The 15,458-nt window shown below is 48.4% G+C and carries 12 protein-coding genes; 3 read left to right on the forward strand and 9 right to left on the reverse strand.

Annotation, left to right across the window (positions count from 1 at the left end; all coding sequences use genetic code 11):
* The first annotated feature begins 981 nt into the window (after positions 1-981).
* Positions 982-2,082 carry a MerR family transcriptional regulator gene (locus ACO0LB_RS13005; protein WP_423049663.1) on the forward strand — a complete coding sequence of 367 codons (1,101 nt, stop codon included), beginning with the start codon at positions 982-984 and terminating at the stop codon, positions 2,080-2,082.
* A gap of 89 nt (positions 2,083-2,171) precedes the next feature.
* Here ACO0LB_RS13005 and ACO0LB_RS13010 read toward each other — a convergent pair whose 3' ends face one another.
* The 9 genes from ACO0LB_RS13010 to ACO0LB_RS13050 all read right to left on the reverse strand — a co-directional run bounded on the left by ACO0LB_RS13010 (position 2,172) and on the right by ACO0LB_RS13050 (position 13,649).
* Positions 2,172-3,347: an acyl-CoA dehydrogenase gene (locus tag ACO0LB_RS13010; RefSeq protein ID WP_423049665.1), complete on the reverse strand. Its 1,176-nt coding sequence runs from the start codon at positions 3,345-3,347 to the stop codon at positions 2,172-2,174.
* 466 nt (positions 3,348-3,813) lie between these two features.
* The gene (gene ftsB, locus ACO0LB_RS13015) at positions 3,814-4,149 is read right to left on the reverse strand and encodes a cell division protein FtsB (RefSeq protein ID WP_423049667.1); all 336 of its coding nucleotides are present in this window, start codon (positions 4,147-4,149) and stop codon (positions 3,814-3,816) included.
* A 74-nt stretch (positions 4,150-4,223) separates the two neighbouring features.
* Positions 4,224-5,507 carry a phosphopyruvate hydratase gene (gene eno / locus ACO0LB_RS13020; protein WP_423049669.1) on the reverse strand — a complete coding sequence of 428 codons (1,284 nt, stop codon included), beginning with the start codon at positions 5,505-5,507 and terminating at the stop codon, positions 4,224-4,226.
* Between the two features lie 240 nt (positions 5,508-5,747).
* Positions 5,748-6,602: a 3-deoxy-8-phosphooctulonate synthase gene (kdsA, locus tag ACO0LB_RS13025; RefSeq protein WP_423049671.1), complete on the reverse strand. Its 855-nt coding sequence runs from the start codon at positions 6,600-6,602 to the stop codon at positions 5,748-5,750.
* 3 nt (positions 6,603-6,605) lie between these two features.
* Positions 6,606-8,243, reverse strand: a complete 1,638-nt coding sequence (locus ACO0LB_RS13030) for a CTP synthase (RefSeq protein ID WP_423049673.1) — start codon at positions 8,241-8,243, stop codon at positions 6,606-6,608.
* A 305-nt stretch (positions 8,244-8,548) separates the two neighbouring features.
* Entirely contained in the window at positions 8,549-9,517 is a 969-nt protein-coding gene (locus ACO0LB_RS13035) for a lipid A-modifier LpxR family protein (protein WP_423049675.1), read from the reverse strand.
* Positions 9,518-9,562: 45 nt separating this feature from the next.
* On the reverse strand, positions 9,563-10,378 hold the full coding sequence (locus tag ACO0LB_RS13040; protein ID WP_423049677.1) for an alpha/beta fold hydrolase: 816 nt from the start codon (positions 10,376-10,378) through the stop codon (positions 9,563-9,565).
* A gap of 14 nt (positions 10,379-10,392) precedes the next feature.
* Positions 10,393-12,828: a DNA internalization-related competence protein ComEC/Rec2 gene (locus tag ACO0LB_RS13045; RefSeq protein WP_423049679.1), complete on the reverse strand. Its 2,436-nt coding sequence runs from the start codon at positions 12,826-12,828 to the stop codon at positions 10,393-10,395.
* Positions 12,828-13,649 carry a TatD family hydrolase gene (locus ACO0LB_RS13050; protein WP_423049681.1) on the reverse strand — a complete coding sequence of 274 codons (822 nt, stop codon included), beginning with the start codon at positions 13,647-13,649 and terminating at the stop codon, positions 12,828-12,830. Before ACO0LB_RS13050 ends, ACO0LB_RS13045 begins: the two co-directional genes overlap by 1 nt.
* Before the next feature lie 428 nt (positions 13,650-14,077).
* Between ACO0LB_RS13050 and ACO0LB_RS13055 the strand changes: the two genes are divergently transcribed.
* Both ACO0LB_RS13055 and ACO0LB_RS13060 read left to right on the forward strand, forming a co-directional pair.
* Positions 14,078-14,386: a DUF1272 domain-containing protein gene (locus ACO0LB_RS13055; RefSeq protein WP_423049683.1), complete on the forward strand. Its 309-nt coding sequence runs from the start codon at positions 14,078-14,080 to the stop codon at positions 14,384-14,386.
* A 147-nt stretch (positions 14,387-14,533) separates the two neighbouring features.
* Complete coding sequence (locus tag ACO0LB_RS13060; protein ID WP_423049685.1) at positions 14,534-15,445, forward strand: EamA family transporter; 912 nt, start codon at positions 14,534-14,536, stop codon at positions 15,443-15,445.
* Positions 15,446-15,458: the final 13 nt, after the last annotated feature.

A 15,458-nucleotide genomic window follows, 5' to 3' on the forward strand; every position in this document is an offset into this window, starting at 1 on the left:
AATCAATGTATGGGTGTATAGGAATGCATAGAGCACGGGGAAGCGCACTGGAAGCACCAATGGGAAGCCAAAAAAGGAATGCTGACTTCGTCACATTCCATCTCTGGACAAAATGTCGGTAATGGCCGACACAACGCTCCCAGCCGTTCTTCCCTCCCCTTCCGGATCATCCTCCTCAACCAAGTCACAACAAACAAGCCTAAGCCTGTCCCGACAATAGCGCGGGACATCACTCATTTGATTTGCCTCCCTTTTCAGCCCAATGTTCAGCGGGATGAAGCCAGATGAAAAGTAACCGAAAAAATCAGGGCACTTCGCTTCCAGTCCCAAAAGGGCATTTTTTGATCAAAATATACTAGGGGCAGTATATTTTAAGAGGCCTTATTTTATCCTGACAAAAAGCTGAATTAATACCTATACTCCCCTAAAAAATGCTATGAAATGTCATTTCCACGTCATTCTCGGCACTTCTGGAAGTCTTGCCACATCAGGACAACTTGCGCCAACGCACGGTAAAGCAAGCACGAAAAACCACCAATGGCTGCCGCAGTGTTCCGCCGGCCCATTGTGTAATTGGCCATAAGGCATCTTGCTGATGCGGGACGACATAGACCGAATACAGTAACAATTACAGTCACAATTACAGTCACAAGCCCAGAAAAGACAAGCAAGGTAATAAACGGGCCAGACAACAGTCCAGACAAATCGCGATTGCGCATGTCGGATATACGAGCACAGAACGCCAATCAGCGCAGAGCCACCGATCAATATCAAGCATATCAACAGCATCACGACTCCTTTTCAAGCATCGCACTCTTCTTGCCACCGCTCTGTGCTCAGTCGCCGATGCTGCACCAGTACTTCTTCAACCTACCTGTTTTTGCGCGCTCATGCCCCGTCTTTTGAATGACTCACTACAATCCACTTGACCCTGACACAAGGTAAGGCTTTATAGTCATCGTATTGAATGAGGAAGATATCATGTTATTAAAAATCGGCGAATTGGCAAAACGCACTGGTCTGACAGTCAGAACACTGCACCACTACGACCACATCGGTTTACTGACTCCCTCTGGACGCTCAGAGGCAGATTACCGCCTGTATGATCGGGAAGATATTGTTCGGCTACACCGGATACAGGCGCTGCGTCGGCTTCATCTGTCACTGGCTGACATTGCAGATATTATCGATCAGGAAGACGTGCAACTGAAAACCGTTATCGCTGAGCAAATCTCTGCACTGGAACAGCAAATCAATCAGGATATGACCCTGCGGGATCGCTTACGGCACCTACACCAGTTACTCGAAACAAACAAGGAACTGCAACTGGATGATTGGCTCGGCGCGCTGGAGATGATGAGTGTCGCAGACAAGTATTTCACAAAGGAAGAATGGCGCCATCTACGGGAACAACATCCTGCGCAAGCATTCTCACCAGATGCGCAAATGCGCCCTTTGATTGCAGAAGCAAAACAATTACTGCAACAACAGGTGCCACCATCTGACCCACGCGCGCAACAATTGACCGCTCGCTGGATTGCGGCAGTCGATCAAACCATGCCCAAAAATCCGCGTTACATGATGAATTTGACAAAAATGCATACCCAGGAACCGGGAGTGCAAGCCCTGACCGGTGTCGATAAAGAACTCATCGACTACATCATGTTATCCGTCACCGAAATGCGCTACGCCGCCTATCGGCAGCACCTGAGCGAAGAAGAGTGTCGTTTTTTTAAGGAATCATCGATCAGGAATGCCGATGCCTGGAGTCTGTTATTTTCAGAAGTAAAAGAAAAAATGGAACAGCAAGCCACCCCGGAATCGCCTGAAGTGCAAACACTATTGCGACAATGGCGCCGTCTGTTCTTGGATGCCTGGGGCAATGATATGCGTGTCATTCCCAAAGTCCGGGCAATTCTTGCCAAAGAAACACCTACATTATTAGGTGGCGGTCTGTCACCAGAACTCATGCTCTATGCCCGACAAGGACTCATCTTTCTGGAAACCGAGATTCGGCGGCAGGCAGAAAATAATCCGGCGCGTGATTCTGATGCATCAAACAATCCACCACCTGCAAGCTGATACTGGTGGCTCATTCCCGATGACTTTATTTCTGATAAAAAAAACCGCACGAATGCGGTTTTTTTATGAAGGCAGCGTATGCAAACAACTTAAAATGCTGCGATTCCAGTTTGCGCACGTCCCAATATCAGCGCATGGATATCATGTGTACCTTCATACGTATTGACCACCTCAAGGTTAACCAGATGGCGGGCAATACCGAATTCGTCAGAAATACCATTACCGCCCAACATATCGCGCGCAGTACGAGCGATGTCCAATGATTTTCCGCAGGAATTGCGTTTCATCATGGAGGTAATTTCAACAGCGGCGGTTCCTTCATCCTTCATGCGCCCCAGTCGCAGGCAGGCTTGCAGTGCCAGAGTAATTTCTGTCTGCATGTCAGCCAGTTTCTTCTGCACCAGTTGATTCGCTGCCAGCGGGCGACCAAATTGCTGGCGATCCATCGTGTATTGACGTGCCGTATGCCAACAAAACTCTGCCGCCCCCAGTGCTCCCCAGGCAATACCAAAACGGGCCGAATTCAGACAAGTGAATGGACCTTTCAACCCTTCCACATGCGGTAACAGATTTTCTTCAGGTACAAAAACCTCATCCATCACGATTTCACCTGTAATGGATGCACGCAGGCCGACCTTGCCATGAATCGCTGGCGCACTCAGACCTTTCCAGCCTTTTTCCAGAATAAAACCACGGATACGACCATCATCGGTTTTCGCCCAGACCACAAATACATCCGCAATCGGGCTATTGGTGATCCACATCTTGGCACCGGTCAGCGAGTAACCACCCGGTACCGTTTTAGCACGCGTCACCATGCTGCCAGGATCAGAACCGTGATCAGGCTCAGTCAGACCAAAGCAGCCGATCCATTCACCTGTGGCGAGCTTAGGCAGATATTTTTGTTTTTGCTCTTCGCTACCAAACTCATTAATCGGCACCATCACCAGAGAACTTTGCACACTCATCATCGAGCGATATCCGGAATCAATACGCTCTACTTCACGAGCAACCAGGCCATAGCAGACATAATTCAGGCCAGCTCCACCGTATTGCGCAGGAATCATCGAACCCAGCAAACCCAGGGAGCCCATTTCACGAAAGATCGCCGGATCTGTTTTTTCATGGCGAAAAGCCTCCAGCACACGCGGTGCGAGCTTTTCAGCGCAATAAGTACGTGCAGCTTCCTGCACCATTCTCTCTTCTTCACTGAGCTGAGAAGACAACAACAAAGGATCGTCCCACTGAAATACCGCTTTCGCCATCTGATTCTCCTGTCTGTTTTTAATATTAGATTGATGTAGCTAATAATCTTGTTACTGTATTTTCTCGTTTGTCATGACGCTCACCATCATCGTATCTGTAGCATGGTCAATTTTCATCCATCACCTCCGAGAAAAGGTAAATTTCAGCGCATTGTGATGCCAAACGCAAAAATGAAAGAAGTGAAAGACACAACAAAAAGAAATTACAACAACAAACTACTAATGAGTATAAACGATACCGCGAATGTGCATACGATAAGGGATGCGTAAAACATGCCACGAGACAACAAAGTACGTGTTGTTTGTATCAGAGTTTGTGTTGGAGTTTGTATAAAAGTTAGTATCACGCTGGGCATTTATAATACTGCCCTGGCAGCGTGATGGCGGATTGATGGCTTCCACGACCCATGTGGCTCTCGTCATCATGCCATCAGAGATAAACTGCGACAGTTCGATGTCAGTTCGATTAGTGCTTGTTTTTACCAGCAACTGCACCTGGCAAAGCGATTGGCGGAGGTTGCATCACTGCATTGGCATCCAGAATCTGGACGAAGATTTCATCTTTTTTGATCATACCCAACTCAAACCGGGCACGCTCTTCGACGGAGCCAGTACCGTTTTTCAAGTCCTGAACTTCAGAGTCAAGTTTGCTGTTTCTTTCTTTGAGTCCATCGTTATGCTTCTGGATTTGGGCAACCTGCCTCTCCATTTCCCACACACGTAGCCAGCCACCTTTACCTAACCATAAAGGATATTGGATCATCAACAACAAGACGGCAAAAATAAGGCTAATCAGGCGCACAGAAAAAGAAATGAAAGTGAAGACACAACAAAAAGGGGAACACTGTTCCCCTCTTATTGACCAACGATACCAGATTACTTCAGATTATAAAAGGCATCGCGACCTGGATAGCTTGCAACTTCGCCTAAATCTTCTTCGATACGCAATAATTGATTGTATTTTGCCATACGATCAGAGCGCGACATAGAACCAGTCTTGATCTGCAAGGCATTCATGCCAACAGCGATATCGGCAATCGTACTGTCTTCTGTTTCGCCTGAACGATGCGAAATCACGGCTGTGTAACCAGCACGTTTTGCCATTTCAATCGCAGCAAAAGTCTCGGTCAATGTACCGATCTGGTTGATTTTGATCAGAATAGAATTGGCGATACCTTTCTGGATGCCTTCTTTCAGAATTTTAGTATTCGTGACAAACAGATCATCACCAACGATCTGTACACGTTTACCCAGTTTTTCGGTCAGAATTGCCCAACCTTCCCAGTCGCCCTCTGCCATACCATCTTCGATGGAGATGATAGGGTATTTATCGCACCATGTTGCCAGCAGATTGGTAAAGTCTGCAGAAGACAATGTCAGGCCTTCGCCTTCGAGGTGATATTTGCCGTCTTTATAGAACTCACTCGCCGCACAATCCAGACCCAGCGCAATCTGAGTACCAGGAGTATATCCGGCAGCTTCGATCGCCTGAATAATCATCTTGATAGCAGACTCATGGTTTTCAACAGAAGGAGCAAAACCACCTTCATCACCAACAGCTGTTGTCAAGCCCTTATCATGCAGGATTTTTTTCAATGCATGGAATACTTCAGCACCGTAACGAATCGCTTCACGGAAACTAGGAGCGCCAACAGGAATAATCATAAATTCTTGCAAATCCAGATTATTGTCTGCATGTGCGCCACCATTAATCACATTCATCATCGGTACTGGCAACTGCATCGCGCCAGAGCCGCCGAAGTAACGATATAAAGGCAGGCCAGCCTCTTCAGCAGCCGCTTTGGCAACAGCCATAGAAACCGCCAGCATGGCGTTTGCGCCGAGACGGCTCTTGTTTTCTGTTCCGTCGAGGTCAATCAATGTGCGATCCAGAAAAGCTTGTTCGTTCGCATCCAGACCCATAATCGCTTCGGCGATTTCTGTATTGATATGTTCGCAGGCTTTCAAGACGCCTTTGCCGAGGTAACGGGATTTATCTCCGTCACGCAATTCGATTGCTTCACGAGAGCCAGTCGACGCACCGGACGGCACAGCCGCACGGCCCATGACGCCAGATTCCAGCAAAACATCACATTCAACAGTTGGGTTACCGCGTGAATCAATAATTTCACGACCGATAATGTCAACGATGGCACTCATTCAATTCTCCTAGACTATTAATTTATAGCGAACAAAGTAAATACTTATCTGTACCTGAGCAGTTGTCTGTTCATCGGATAAGATGACACTGACAAGCAATCATTTTTACCAGCGAAACATGAATTCCGGTAAAGCGACCTTAGAACAAGTCAGCAATCGCGAAATTCCATCATGCTATTGCTGGCTTCTTTTACCGGATGAGCAAAAGAAGCCGGACAATGACAACCGACACACAACAAATTAAGTAAAGCTGGATTCAAGGAATCCATTCTTTTTTACCACGCGATCCAATTCGATCAATGTGGATAACAATTCTTTCATACGACCCAATGGAACAGCGTTTGGACCGTCGGATTTTGCTTCAGCGGGATTGGGATGCGTTTCCATGAACAGGCCAGAAATCCCCACCGCCACGGCTGCACGAGCCAATACCGGTACAAATTCACGCTGCCCGCCGGAGGATGTGCCCTGACCGCCTGGCAGTTGTACCGAATGGGTGGCATCGAATACAACCGGGCAATTGGTTTCGCGCATGATGGCAAGCGAGCGCATATCTGATACCAGGTTGTTGTACCCAAACGAAACACCACGCTCACATGCCATGAAATTATCTTCAGGCAATCCCGCCGCTTTCGCAGCAGCACGCGCTTTGGCGATCACATTGACCATGTCATGCGGCGCCAGGAACTGACCTTTTTTAATGTTCACAGGTTTGCCGGAACGGCCGCAAGCCTCGATAAAGTCGGTCTGACGACACAGAAAAGCAGGCGTCTGCAGCACATCCACCACCGCAGCAACGGCCGCGATTTCATCAATCGCATGAATGTCAGTCAGAACTGGCACACCAATCTGCTTTTTGACTTTTCCCAATATCTCCAGCCCTTTTTCCATACCTAAGCCACGGAAAGAAGTACCTGAAGAGCGGTTCGCTTTATCAAATGATGATTTGTAGATAAAGGGAATACCAAGTTCCTGCGTCATTTCCTTCAACATGCCTGCTGTATCGAACGCCATCTGTTCTGATTCAATCACGCAAGGACCGGCGATCAAAAAAAATGGATGGTCAAGACCGACGTCAAATCCGCATAATTTCATGCTTTATTTTCCTTGTGCCTTTTTGTGGGCGAGCGCAGCTCTGGCAAATGCGATAAACAGCGGATGACCGTCACGCGGTGTCGATTTGAACTCCGGATGGTACTGAACACCGAGATAGAAAGGATGTACGTCGCGCGGCAATTCCATGATTTCACACAGATCTTCTGTTGCCGTACGGGACGACACGACCAGACCCGCAGCCTCAACACGACCCAGATAATGATTATTGGCTTCGTAGCGATGGCGATGACGCTCAGTCACGACATTGCCATAGATTTCCGCCGCCAGAGTACCAGGCTTGATCGCGCAGGTTTGTGCGCCCAGACGCATGGTGCCGCCGAGATCAGAATTTTCATCACGGGTTTCAACTTTGCCATCCTGATTTTTCCATTCATTGATCAGGGCAACTACTGGCTGCTCTGTTTCAGGATCAAACTCAGTTGAATTTGCCATCGTCAGGCCGGCCATGTGGCGCGCGTACTCAATCAGGGCAACTTGCATACCAAGGCAGATGCCAAGGTAAGGGATTTTGTTTTCGCGAGCATAGCGAGCCGCCATGATTTTGCCTTCGACACCGCGCTTACCAAAACCACCCGGCACCAGAATCGCATCGTATTTTTCCAGCGATTTAGTACCTTGCGCTTCGATTTCTTCCGAATCTACGTACTCAATATTGACGCGGCTTTCGGTATGAATACCAGCGTGACGCAACGCTTCTGTCAATGATTTATACGATTCGGTCAGATCAACATATTTGCCGACCATGCCGATAGTAACTTCTGCCTTCGGATTTTCCAATGCATAAATCAGTTTATCCCACATGGATAAATCCGCGGGTTTAGGCGACAGACCCAGCTTATCGCAAACGATCTTATCCAGTCCTTGATCGTGCAACATTTGCGGAATTTTGTAGATGGTATCGGCATCCCATACAGAGATAACGCCTTCTTCCGGCACGTTGGCAAAAAGAGAGATTTTTGCACGCTCATCATCAGGAATTGGACGATCAGCGCGGCACAGCAAAGCATCTGGGAAAATACCGATTTCGCGCAATTTTTGTACGCTATGTTGCGTCGGCTTGGTCTTCAGTTCGCCAGCAGCGGCAACATAAGGCACCAGCGTCAGATGAACAAACGCAGCAGCATTGCGACCTGCACGCAAACTCAGCTGACGAGCAGCTTCGAGGAAAGGCAGAGATTCAATATCACCGACCGTACCACCGATCTCAACCAGCGCCACATCTGCACCAGCCGCACCGCGATGGATGAATTCCTGAATTTCATTGGTGATATGAGGAATCACCTGAACAGTCTTACCCAGATACTCACCGCGACGCTCTTTGCGAATCACGGACTCGTAAATCTGGCCAGTGGTGAAATTATTGACTTTCTTCATCTTGGAACTGATGAAGCGCTCATAGTGTCCCAGATCCAGATCAGTCTCTGCGCCATCATCGGTCACAAAAACTTCGCCGTGCTGAAATGGACTCATGGTGCCCGGATCAACGTTGATATACGGATCCAGTTTGAGCATAGTGACTTTGAGGCCACGCGATTCGAGGATCGCGGCGAGAGAGGCAGCGGCGATGCCTTTGCCCAGTGAGGAGACTACGCCCCCCGTAACGAATACAAACTTGGTCATTGCAGAAGGTGCCGGACGGCACAAGCGGGAAATTCGAATTATACATCACTAAGGTGTAGTGATGCGAATTTGCCCGCGCCAAAATATCAGCACAAAATCCTGAATCAATATTTGCTGAATCAATACTGATCGAATACCTGTCAGGAATACCTGTCAGATACAGGACTCACGCAAAACCACCGCAGCGGCGTTATGGCTCCTTATCCCACCAAACAGGTACGACCTTCGTCGCCTTGCCTTGCCGGGGCAATTTTGCGTCAGTCCTAAGACATTGATCAGATGCTTATCAGATGTTAAGCAAAAATTTACATGACATAAATAAATTGCAATCTTGCAAAATTTTGAGCGCCGACACCATTAGATAATTCTTTTATTTCATTGCTGCGACGGATAAGTGAGGCGCTGACTCCGTATTGATCACCTTTCCACAAGTAACCCAGTTCGACCTCGCCAACGCCGTTTTTGACATGCAAAGGCTGAGTTGGCTGATGAAAATAGCCGCCTTGTATGGTCGCGTTATAAGCAACCGCTTTCAACTCCGTACGCAAATAAGCATAACTCGCGGCATGTGTCGGCAAGGTATTTAAATGCCCTGCCCTCATCAGTAATTCCGCACTGACATCTGTTTGTATATTACCCAAATGCAATTTTAATTTGGGTGCGATATCCATGCCGGATAATGGCAACAAGCGACCCGGCGACGCTTCCGCGGAGACAATCACGCCCCACTCGTTTCGCAATTGAGAATCCCAACCTTGCGGCAGAGGCTGCTGAATCAGTCTGTGCAGATTGGTCTGGGTCCATTTACCTCCGGCACAGGGCCCCAGACAGCCAACGTCCAGCCCCAGAGAAAAACTCCGGCCTGTCACATCGGTACTATCGCGAAAAATACCGGCATATAACCAGGCGGCATATGGATGATCAAAGCGTGACAACTGACTTGGCTGCAACTTGATATCCGAAGCAGTATAAAGATCCTGACCAATTCGCCAGCCATAACTGATGGACTGCATCGCTGATGCACTGACAACACTTCGCCCGATACGATTACCGCTGGTATAAAAACCATCATCCTTATTCATCAGCAGGCTGTCATTATCAATGTCGAGTTGCCAGGCGACCTTACCGACACTATTAACTTGTTTGTATTCCTGTATTGAAGGCAGAGCAATAACATCGGCAGCAACAGCATTCAGGCCACTCATACCAGTAAGGGCGCTGACCGCCAACAGAATTTTTTCAAAGGAGAAATGATCAGCAAACATATTCAACATCGTCGATTTCATTGATTTAATTTAATTTAAAGTTCAACAGCATATTCAGATGGCAGGCAATTTGAACGATTGAATCATCGCATGCACTGCGTCTGCTGTTGGCAAAGGAGACTCCATGGGAAGCAAGTGCCCCCCTGGCAATAGGACAAAATTCTTTCCCATTAACTTTTTCGTCGCCGTCATTCCAGCCTGACCGCACTCAATTGATTCCGTACCACCGACGAAACCGACAGGCATCGGAGGAGGTCTTCGAACCAGACGCCCGAGTCCGTGTGGCAATGTCAGATAAATAGCAGTCTCCACCTCACGGGTAAATTTTAATGTAACACCCTCAGGATGCGGCTTAAGGCCTGTATTGATATAGTCCCTCAACACTTCGGGAGGCCAGATGGCGAAGATTTCCTTGGAAGCGAAATGCTGGTAGGCCGCCTCAGCGTCTGGCCAAAGATGCCGTCTTTTTTCTGAAAAACGCGCAGGAGAAAACTTCTTATCAATATTCAACCATTTTGATATGCGTAACAACATCGCACGCCAGCCCGCCACTATGGGAGAGTCCAGTACAATAACCGAACGGACAAGATCAGGCCTGGCTCTGGCAGCCATCAACGATAAAATCCCCCCCAGAGAATGCCCCACCAGAATCACTGGCTGCTGGTAGCGAGCAGCCAGTGTATCAATCAGTTCCTGCACCAGAAATTTCCATCCATCCGTGACTGGATAGGCTGGATCATGTCCGACCATTTCAGTCACCTGGATCTCATAGTGTGGACGCAGGTGATCAAGAAAAACACGATATGTCCCTGAGGGGAAACTATTTCCATGCACGAAATGAATAAGGGGTTTATCAGTTTGATCGACCATATGAATAAGTTACATCACTGGCCGTACCAGTAACGTGCATGCTCCTGTCTGAATTGAGAAAACTGCAATGATGCGCCAAATTGTAATGTGATTGCACCAGCTTCGTCTGTTCTTAGACGTTTTATTCCAAAATCACCATAGCGGGTATACACCTCCGTTTTAGGATGATGATAGCGATTCAGATATCCCACCTGAAAAATTGCCAGAGATGGCTGCACTGCACTCAAAAAAGCGGATGTGGATGAAGTCCCACTACCGTGATGCGGCGCCAGCAACACGTCTGCCCGCAGTTTATCCGGAATGCTATTGACTAGTTCATCTTCCTGCACGGCCTCAATATCACCAGGGAGTAACATAGAATAAGCAGGGCCCGATACCTTCAGCAAACAACTTCGGGCGTTGGGTTTCCATTTCTGGCTATCGTAGCTTGCAGCCACCGGTTGCAGTACCTCAAAATGGACCCCATCCCAATCCCATTGTTGCCCCGCCTCACATCTCTGATGTTGACGTGATGACTGCACAATCCGGCTACTTTCTTGTAGCGAACTACTGACCAGATTCACCGATATCTGTCGCAAAATACTAAGCGCCCCACCGGAGTGGTCGTTGTCATTGTGCGACACCATCATCATATCCAGACCGTGAATGCCGCGTGCTTGCAGATAGGGAAGAATAATCCGGCTACCACTATCCGACTCGGCGGAATAAACAGGGCCGGTGTCGTACATCATTCGATGAGTGGCAGTTTCCAGCAATAGAGCCATGCCTTGCCCGACATCCAACGCAGTAACCCGGAACTCGCCCCGCGCAGGTGCCTGCGCAGGCTGAAACACGAGCGGCATCCAGCATAACAAACCCATCCAGCGCCAAGGCAAACCCGGAGGCGCCAATACCCAGCATGTTCCCAGCAATGCGAGCAAAAATACCCAGATCGACGGCAAAGGTGCAGTCCATGTCGCCCATGTGAATGTCGTCAATATGGTCAGGATATCGGCCAACCATGCCACGCAGAGATGCGCGAATTGCAGCATCCATACCGACATCGGCCCGGGCAAAATACTTCCCAGCAATGCCAATGGTGTGACCACAAAACTGATGAGAGGAATCGCGATCGCATTCGCAACCGGACTGATCAGTGATATCTGTCCGAATAACAACATCGTCAGTGGCACCAAACCAATCGTCACGGCATATTGCGTATGGGAGGCAGAACGCAGCAGTTTGACCAGCCTTTCCCTGAGATTTTGCGGCTCAGGCGCAGGAAAATAGCTACCCGCGGAAAAAAGTATCATGCCCACTGCAGCAAACGACAACCAGAACCCCGGCCACAATACCGCCCACGGATCGATCAATACCACCACACCCAAAGCCAAACACAAGACAGAAGAAAAACTGGTCGCACGACCAGCCCATAATGCAATAGCGACGACGATCAGCATATACATCGTTCGCTGTGCCGGCACACCAAAACCTGCCAAAGCGACATACAACACTGCCATGCCTGCGCCAGCCAGCGCAGCCACTTTTTGCGCCGGTAAATACAAAGGTAAATTCCGCCCAAGAAAAAAAGAATGTCGCCACAGAGAAAACATCAAGCCAGCAAATAACCCGGCGATCATCGTGATATGTAAACCTGAGATACTGACCAGATGCCCAATACCGGCACGGTTGAAAATAGACCAGTCTGATTGCGATATTTCTCGTTGATCTCCAACCACCAACGCAACCAGCACCCCTGCGTAAGGACTCCCAGGCAAGGCATCATGTATATGCTGGCGTAAATAATGACGACTACGCTCGATCATATTACCCGCACTCCAGACGAACGAGGTAATGCGCTGGTTCGGCTCAGTCTGAACAGCTTTGTGAACCACGCCCGTTGCCCTCAATTGCTGCTCCAGCAACCAGACTTCGTAATCAAATCCATGCGGGTTTAAATTACCGTGAGGACGTTTCAGGCGCACCGTGAATTGCCAGCGTTCGCCGGGTAACACATCAGCTTCTTTTCGTGACGCATCGAAAGCATCGGCGTACCAGGACAATGCGATTTTTGCCGGAAAATTTGCGATAGCTATCTCAGACATTGGCGCTGACATTGGCACTGACAGCACTTTTTCGACCGCAAAATTAAACCTGCGTCCCTGCTCCATTTGCAAGGGCAGGCTATCAATGGTTCCGATCAGGGTGATATCTTTATTTTCCCAACTCTGCGGCAAGGATTGGCGCAGATAATGATCCGCAAACAAACCAGCCCAAAGAAAACCCATCGCCATCGACAAGGCAGCGACTACCCCGGCACGCCAGATTTTTGACAGATGGATACGCAAAAGGACAAGGACGACAATCAGACAAACTGCCACGCCAATCAGCATTTGCCACGCTGGCAGCAAACCCGCCTGCATTTGCAATGCGCAAACACCCGCCACAAAAGCAATGACAGCCAAACGCATCAGCGCAGACTTCCCTGCATAGTTGCCGCCATTGCGGGCAAAGCCACCAAAGAATTGGCACGTATGGCAGAGGCCAGTGAAGTCATACTCATCCCTCGCAATTGCGCCAGCACCTCCGCAATACGCGGCAATTGCGCGGGTGAATTCATCTCTTCGCGAATCCAGCTCGGCGCAATATCAGGCGCATCGGTTTCCAGCACAAGACTATCCAAAGGCAACTCTGCAGCCAGACGGCGTATCTGCAATGCGCGAGAATATGTCATGGCACCTCCGAAACCCAGCTTAAACCCCAGATCAATAAAGGACATTGCTTGTTGTACGCTACCGTTGAATGCATGGGCGATACCGCCACGAACCTTGAAACGGCGTAAATGTTTAAGAATCATGTCTTGTGATTTGCGTACATGCAGCAAGACAGGAAGGTCAAAATCCCGGGCAATTTTTAATTGCTCAGTGTAGAAAAACTCTTGTTTCTCACGAAAAGGACTTTGAGTGAGTGCCGGAACAAAATAATCCAGTCCAATTTCACCAATCGCTACAAAACGACTCACATCAGGTGCCGCCATAACGCGCTCTACCTCCTTACGCAGCGACAGCAAATCGTTTTCATCCGACACAGGCACATACATGGGGTGTATTCCCAATGCGTAAAAACAGTCATCCCTCATTGCTGCCAAAGCAGCTACTGCTGAGAAATTACTCTTATGCACAGCCGGAATGACGATGGCAGATACTCCCGACTGTCTGGCGTTATCAGCGACAAGAGCAGATGAGCCAGCAAATTCAGCGGCATCTAAATGACAATGGGTATCGATCCACATGAGTAATTGATAGCAAAGGCTGCAAAAACAGCAAAAATATAGAGAACTTCCGCAAAGTTGTTACGGCAAGGAAAGGCGACGAAGACAATAAAGTTGGTACCGTTTGCCTACGACCAGAAGTCATAACGCCGCTGGAGGCGGTTTTGTGTAAGTCCTGTATCAAAAAAATCAAATAACAGAATAGCAGTATCTGCCTTCAGCCAGAGCAAAGTGACATCTATTTTTAATATCGATGCTATTTTTCTTGTCCTGATATGACCGATATATGGCAATTTTATTCCTATCGAGTGATATTCAACTTGCTATGCTTATACCGATACTGAGCTTACTGCCGGATGAAGTATCGACATCATCGATAACATTGCCCTCGCAGTAACTTTATTGACTATGCAATTGCTATTCCAAAACTCATCTCAGAAAGTCAAACCATGCTTGAAATTCGCCCACAGTGTGAACATTGCAACACCAAATTACCCGCCAATTCTACCTCTGCGCACATCTGCAGTTTTGAATGCACGTTTTGTACCGATTGCGTGACCACTATTCTTGGCAATGTATGTCCGAATTGCGGTGGCGGCTTTACAAAACGCCCTGTACGCCCATCGACCAACTGGAAAAATGGTAATTTTCTTGGAGAATATCCTGCCAGCGCCACCCCGAAATATCGGCCTGCAGATATCGCAGCACATGCTATTTTGGTAGCCCAAATAGGTAATTTGGCGCCGGAGGAAAGGTAACATCCGGCCATTGGCCTCAAATATCAACAACTTCGTTGACGATTCTTGATAACACCTATTCAGACGACATGCATAAGAACGTGTGAGAACGTGTACACTCTGCAAAGAAAATAATCGTTCATACTCTGCTTCACCAAGGCAAATATTATGTCCCAAACTGTCCTTAGCCCGCGCCACATCCTGACAGCGCTGATCGTTGTCTGCTTATGGGGAGTTAACTTTGTCGTTATCAAAATTGGCTTGAAAGGAATACCGCCATTCCTGATGGGCGCTTTACGCTTCATGTTAGTGGCATTTCCTGCTATTTTGTTTTTGCCACGGCCTAAAGTGCCATTGAAGTTACTGATCGCTTATGCCCTGACCATCAGCCTGGGTCAGTTTGCTTTTTTATTTTCGGCAATGGCTGTCGGTATGCCGGCCGGACTGGCATCGCTCGTATTACAAGCACAAGCCTTTTTTACCGTCGGCTTATCTGCTCTTGTATTCGGCGACAAATTACGTGCGGGTAATCTGATTGGCATGCTGGTTGCCAGTGCAGGCTTGCTCCTATTGGGTAGCAACAGCATTGCGGCCACTGGCAGTCAGGTGACAGTCGCTGGTTTTATCCTCACGATTTGCGGCGCGTTTTCTTGGGCAAGTGGTAACGTCATCAATAAAAAAATCGGCCCGACAGCCGTATTGAGCCTGGTTTCATGGAGTGCACTGATACCGATCATTCCCTTTTTGTTATTGTCGTGGTTGTTTGAAGGCGGCGAGATGATGGTGTATAGCCTTCAGCACATGAGCCTGTCTTCTGCTTTAACAATAGTCTATCTGGCAGGCGCTGCGACATTAATCGGCTATACATTATGGGGCAGATTACTCTCTAGCCTTCCCACTCACATGGTTGCACCGCTGACGCTGATGGTGCCAGTGATCGGCCTGAGCGCCGCCTGGATTTTGTTAGGGGAAGCATTGAATACTTTACAAATCGTCGGCGCACTGATCGTAATGACCGGCTTATTGATCAACGTATTTGGTACACGTGCATTTGACTGGATACGGCAAAAATTTGCCTAGGCAGTTGATGCTG

The organism is Undibacterium sp. SXout7W (assembly GCF_049339385.1).
Classification (GTDB): Bacteria; Pseudomonadota; Gammaproteobacteria; order Burkholderiales; family Burkholderiaceae_D; genus Undibacterium.

What these genes read in the sequence shown, in the direction of transcription:
- ACO0LB_RS13050 (WP_423049681.1), bottom strand. Translation starts at nt 13,649, where the DNA reads ATGTGGATCGATACCCATTGTCATTTAGATGCCGCTGAATTTGCTGGC.
- ACO0LB_RS13005 (WP_423049663.1), top strand. Translation starts at nt 982, where the DNA reads ATGTTATTAAAAATCGGCGAATTGGCAAAACGCACTGGTCTGACAGTC.
- kdsA (WP_423049671.1), bottom strand. Translation starts at nt 6,602, where the DNA reads ATGAAATTATGCGGATTTGACGTCGGTCTTGACCATCCATTTTTTTTG.
- eno (WP_423049669.1), bottom strand. Translation starts at nt 5,507, where the DNA reads ATGAGTGCCATCGTTGACATTATCGGTCGTGAAATTATTGATTCACGC.
- ACO0LB_RS13055 (WP_423049683.1), top strand. Translation starts at nt 14,078, where the DNA reads ATGCTTGAAATTCGCCCACAGTGTGAACATTGCAACACCAAATTACCC.
- ACO0LB_RS13060 (WP_423049685.1), top strand. Translation starts at nt 14,534, where the DNA reads ATGTCCCAAACTGTCCTTAGCCCGCGCCACATCCTGACAGCGCTGATC.
- ACO0LB_RS13045 (WP_423049679.1), bottom strand. Translation starts at nt 12,828, where the DNA reads ATGCGTTTGGCTGTCATTGCTTTTGTGGCGGGTGTTTGCGCATTGCAA.
- ACO0LB_RS13010 (WP_423049665.1), bottom strand. Translation starts at nt 3,347, where the DNA reads ATGGCGAAAGCGGTATTTCAGTGGGACGATCCTTTGTTGTTGTCTTCT.
- ACO0LB_RS13035 (WP_423049675.1), bottom strand. Translation starts at nt 9,517, where the DNA reads ATGTTGAATATGTTTGCTGATCATTTCTCCTTTGAAAAAATTCTGTTG.
- ACO0LB_RS13030 (WP_423049673.1), bottom strand. Translation starts at nt 8,243, where the DNA reads ATGACCAAGTTTGTATTCGTTACGGGGGGCGTAGTCTCCTCACTGGGC.
- ACO0LB_RS13040 (WP_423049677.1), bottom strand. Translation starts at nt 10,378, where the DNA reads ATGGTCGATCAAACTGATAAACCCCTTATTCATTTCGTGCATGGAAAT.